This window comes from Bradyrhizobium sp., from assembly GCF_049691595.1.
Taxonomy (GTDB): Bacteria; Pseudomonadota; Alphaproteobacteria; order Rhizobiales; family Xanthobacteraceae; genus Bradyrhizobium.
Genome location: NZ_JBAVNZ010000133.1, coordinates 1 through 4,714 on the forward strand (window position 1 = coordinate 1; position 4,714 = coordinate 4,714).

A 4,714-nucleotide genomic window follows, 5' to 3' on the forward strand; every position below is an offset into this window, starting at 1 on the left:
GGAGAGGGAAGAGATCACGCTGCCGCCGTGGTCACGCCGCCGTCGACCACGATGGTCTGGCCGGTCATGAAGCTGGAGGCGTCGGAGGCGAGATAGGCCACCGCGCCGGCGATCTCGTCGGGCTCGCCGATCCGGCGCAGCGGCGTGGTGGCACAGCGGCGCTTCAGCCGATCCTCGTCCTCCCACAGCGCGCGGGCGAAATCGGTCTTGACCAGGCCCGGCGCGACGCAATTGACGCGGACGCCCCGCGGGCCCCATTCGCCGGCGAGGCTGCGGCACAGCGCAAAATCCGCCGCCTTGGAAATCCCGTAGGCGCCGATCACGGTCGAGCCGCGCAAGCCCCCGATCGAGGACACGATCACCACCGAGCCGTTGCCGCGCGCGGCCATCTGGGGAATCGCGCGCGCGCAGAGCCAGATGTTGCTCTTGACGTTGGAGCCCATGATCTTGTCAAAAGCCTCGTCGGTGATGTCGAGCAGCGGGCCGTAATAGGGGTTGATCGCGGCGTTGCAGACGAGGATGTCGACCCTGCCGTAATGTTTTGTCGTGCCCGCGATCAGCGCCTCGACTTCCGCGGGGCGGGAGATGTTGCAGGGGATGACATGGGCGTCGCCGCCGGCCTTGACGATGCCACCAGCGACTTCCTCACAGGCGTCCGCCTTGCGGCTGGAGATCACCACCCTGGCGCCGAGCTTTGCGAGCAGCTCGGCGGAAGCGCGGCCGATGCCGCGGCTGGAGCCGGTGATGACCGCGACTTGTCCGGTGAGATCGAACGGGGTGTTTTTCATTTGGCCGGTTGCTCCTGATTCGCCCCCTCCCGTCATTGCGAGGAGCGACGCGACGAAGCAATCCAACTATCCGTTATGCCGCGGCATGGATTGCGTCGCGGAGCCTGTCATCGGGCGCGCATTCGCGCGACCCGTTGGCTCGCAATGACGTTGATGGGCCTTACACCAATCCCCCGCCGTCGGTGACGCGGCGCAAATGATAGTCGGTGTCGCCAAAGGTGTTCTCGATCATGGTCAGCCGCTTGAAGTAGTGGCCGATCTTCGCCTCCTGGGTCATGCCGATGCCGCCGTGGAGCTGGATCGACTGCTGGCCGACGAATTTCGCCGACTTGCCGATCTGCACCTTCGCCGCCGCGACCGCCGTCGCGCGCTCCCTGGCGTTGTCGAAATCGGCGGCCATGGTCGCGAACATCGACATGCTGCGGGCCTGCTCGACCGCGACGAACATGTCGGCGGCACGGTGCTGCAGGGTCTGGAAACTGCCGATCGGCACGCCGAACTGCTTTCGCGTCTTGAGATATTCGACGGTGGTTTTCAGCGATTCATCCATCGCGCCGACCGCTTCCGCGCACATCGCAATTCGGGCCTCGTCGACCACGCGCTCGATCAGGGCCAAGCCGTCCTCGGGATCGCCGATCGCGGCATCGCCGCCTATCTCGACGCCGGTCAGCGTAATGTCCGCCGCATGCAGGCCGTCCTGGGTCGGATAACCCTTGCGGGTGACGCCCTTGGCGCCGGCCGGAACCAGGAACACGCCGATGCCGGCCTTGTCGCGCCGGGCGCCTTTGGTGCGCGCGGTCACGATCAGGGTGTCGGCGTTCTCGCCATTGAGCACGACGAATTTTTCGCCATCGATCACGTAGGCCCCACCCTTCTTCTTGGCGGTGGTGGCGACGTCGGAGAGATCGTAGCGCGAGTTCTTCTCGAGCTGCGCGAAAGCAAAGGTCTTGCTGCCGTCGATGATGCCGGGGATGTGCGCGGCCTTCTGCGCGGCGGAGGCGCCATGGCGCAGAAAACCGCCGGCGATCACGACGGTCGCCAGATACGGCTCCAGCACCAGCGCCTTGCCGAGCGCCTCCATCACGATCATGGTCTCGACCGCGCCGGCGCCGAAGCCGCCGTCGGCTTCCGAGAACGGCAGGCCGAGCAGACCCTGCTCGGCGAGCCTGCCCCAGACGGCTTGGCTCCAGCCGCCCTTCTCCTTCATGTATTTCTTGCGCGCGTCGAAGTCATAGGAGTCGTTCAACAGCCCGTCGACGCTCTCCTTGAGAAGCCGCTGCTCCTCGGACAAATCAAAATCCATGTGAGTTACTTTCTCAAATCATGCCTGAAGCGTTTTGTTCGAACGCCGCCTGTAGGATGGGTTGAGCGCTTGCGAAACCCATCGCACCGTTTCGGTCTTGTGATGATGGGTATCGCTTCGCTCAACCCATCCTACGAATTCTCGCGGCCGGCCGCTCACAGCCCCAGCACCGCCTTGGTGATGATGTTGCGCTGGATCTCGTTGGAGCCGCCGTAGATCGAGACCTTGCGGTTGTTGAAGTAGCTCGGCGCGATCTGGGCGGTCCACTCCATCGCCTCGTTGGAGCCGTCGTCGCCATGCTCGTCAAAGGGTGCGGCGAACGGGCCGATCACTTCCATCAACAACTCGGTGGTGGTCTGCTGGATTTCCGAGCCCTTGATCTTGAGCACCGAGGACGCCGGGTTGGGCTTGCCCTTGCCGTGCTTGTTCTCGTCGGCGACCACGCGCAGCTGCGTCAGCTCGAGCGCCTTCAGCTCGATCTCGACGGCGGCGAGTTTTTCGCGGAAACCCTGGTCCTCGAGCACGGGCTTGCCGCCGGACTCCACCTTCGACGCCAGTTCCTTGATGCGGCGGATGCGCTCCTTGGACACGCCGACGCGGGCGATGCCGGTGCGCTCGTTGCCGAGCAGGAACTTGGCGTAGTCCCAGCCCTTGTTCTCCTCGCCGACCAGGTTCTCGACGGGCACCTCGACATCGTCGAGGAACACTTCGTTGACCTCGTAACCGCCGTCGATGGTCTGGATCGGCCGCACCGTGATGCCCTTCGACTTCATGTCGATCAGGATGAAGGAGATGCCGGTCTGCTTCTTCGCGGCCGGATCGGTGCGGCACAGGCAGAAGATCATGTCGGCGTGCTGCGCCAGCGTGGTCCAGGTCTTCTGGCCGTTGACGATATATTTGTCGCCCTTGCGCTCGGCCTTGGTCTTCAGCGAGGCAAGGTCGGAACCGGAGCCCGGCTCGGAAAAACCCTGGCACCACCAGTCGTCGACACTGGCGATGCGCGGCAGATATTGCTTCTTCTGCGCCTCGTTGCCGAAGGTATAGATGACAGGGCCGACCATGCTGACGCCGAAGGCGAGCGGCGCCGGCGCCGGATGCATCTGCAATTCCTCGTTGAAGATGTAATGCTGCACCGAGGTCCAGCCGGTGCCGCCATATTCCTTCGGCCAGTGCGTGACGCCCCAGCCCTTCCTGTTCAGGATGCGCCACCAGGCCACCATCTCGTCCTTGGAGAGATGCCGGCCCTCGACCAGTTTTCGCCGCGTCTCCGGCGGCACGTGATCCCTGAAGAAGGCCCGCACCTCCTCACGAAACGCCATCTCTTCCTTGCTGAAAGCGAGATCCATCGGATCCTCCTGTGAGCGAATGATGATCGGCTACTAACTCAGGACCGTCATTCCGGGGCGCGAGCAACGCGAGCGAGCCCGGAATCCATACTCCCGATCGTGGTTATGGATTCCGGGCCTGCGCAAAGCGGCGCACCCCGGAATGACGCGTTTTCCCAATGTCGGTCACGAACGACCTCCCGATGCGAGTTGCTGTTTGATTTGTGGCGAAGGCTGCTGCTGGCGCAGTTCGTGGCGCGAGAGTTTTCCGACCGAGGTGCGCGGCAGTTCGTCGACGAATGCCACTGCCGCGGGCAGTTCATGCTTGCCGAGCTTGCCGGCGAGGAAGGCGCGAAGCTCCTCCACCGAAAACGGCTTCTCGCCGGCGCGCAGCTTGATGAAGGCTTTTGCCGCCTCGCCGCGGTAGTCGTCGGCAATGCCGATCACGATCACCTCCTGCACGGCGGGGTGGGTGTAGACCGCCTGCTCGATCATCTGCGGATAGACGTTGAAGCCTCCGGAGATGATCATGTCCTTCTTGCGGTCGACCAGATAGAAATAGCCGTCGGCATCCATGTAGCCGATGTCGCCGGTCAGGAAGCGATCGCCGACAAACGCCTCGGCGGTCTCCTTCGGCCGGTTCCAGTAGCCCTTTGTCACATTCGGGCCGCGGATGCGGATCTCGCCGACCTCGCCCGTCGGCATCACCTGCGTCGGATCCTGCAGCGACACCACGTCCATCTCGATGCCCGGCAGCATCAGCCCGATCGAGCCGGGCTTGTCCGGCCCCTCCTTCGGGTGCGCGGTTCCGGGCGAGCAGGTCTCGGTCATGCCCCAGCCGCTCTTGAGCTTCATCCCGACCTTGCGCTCGAAGATTTTTGCCACCTCGACCGGCAGCGGCGCGCCGCCCGATCCGCAGCTCACCAGCGACGACAAATCGCGCTTGTCGAGATCGGGGAGCGATGCGATCGCGATCCACATCGTCGGCACGCCGGGAAACGAGGTGGCACGCTTGACCTCGATGTCGCGCATCACAGCCGCGACGTCGAAGCGCTGGTGCAGCGAGATCAGATGCCCGCGCCGGATCGAGGACAATAGCACCACGGTCAGCGCAAAGATGTGAAACAGCGGCAGCACGCAGATCACGCGCTCGATCGCATCGCGCTCGGCGCGGGAAGGCTTGCCCCAGACGTCATAGACCGACACGGCGGATGTCAGATTGCCGTGGCTCAGCATCGCGCCCTTCGGGAGTCCGGTGGTGCCGCCGGTATATTGCAGCAACGCGACATCGTCGGCGC

4 protein-coding genes are annotated in these 4,714 nt (G+C 64.2%); all 4 read right to left on the bottom strand.

Translation table 11 applies throughout. From position 1 onward, the window contains the following. Positions 1-14: 14 nt before the first annotated feature. A complete protein-coding gene (locus WCE35_RS05985; RefSeq protein ID WP_424592427.1) occupies positions 15-788 on the bottom strand; it encodes an SDR family NAD(P)-dependent oxidoreductase in 774 nt (257 codons plus the stop codon). A 160-nt stretch (positions 789-948) separates the two neighbouring features. Then, on the bottom strand, positions 949-2,091 hold the full coding sequence (pimD, locus tag WCE35_RS05990) for a pimeloyl-CoA dehydrogenase small subunit (RefSeq protein ID WP_424592428.1): 1,143 nt from the start codon (positions 2,089-2,091) through the stop codon (positions 949-951). Positions 2,092-2,246: 155 nt separating this feature from the next. Continuing rightward, on the bottom strand, positions 2,247-3,437 hold the full coding sequence (gene pimC / locus WCE35_RS05995; RefSeq protein ID WP_424592429.1) for a pimeloyl-CoA dehydrogenase large subunit: 1,191 nt from the start codon (positions 3,435-3,437) through the stop codon (positions 2,247-2,249). Between the two features lie 165 nt (positions 3,438-3,602). Next, positions 3,603-4,714, bottom strand: a 1,112-nt coding sequence (gene pimA / locus WCE35_RS06000) for a dicarboxylate--CoA ligase PimA (RefSeq protein WP_424592430.1), incomplete at its 5' end; no start/stop codon positions are given.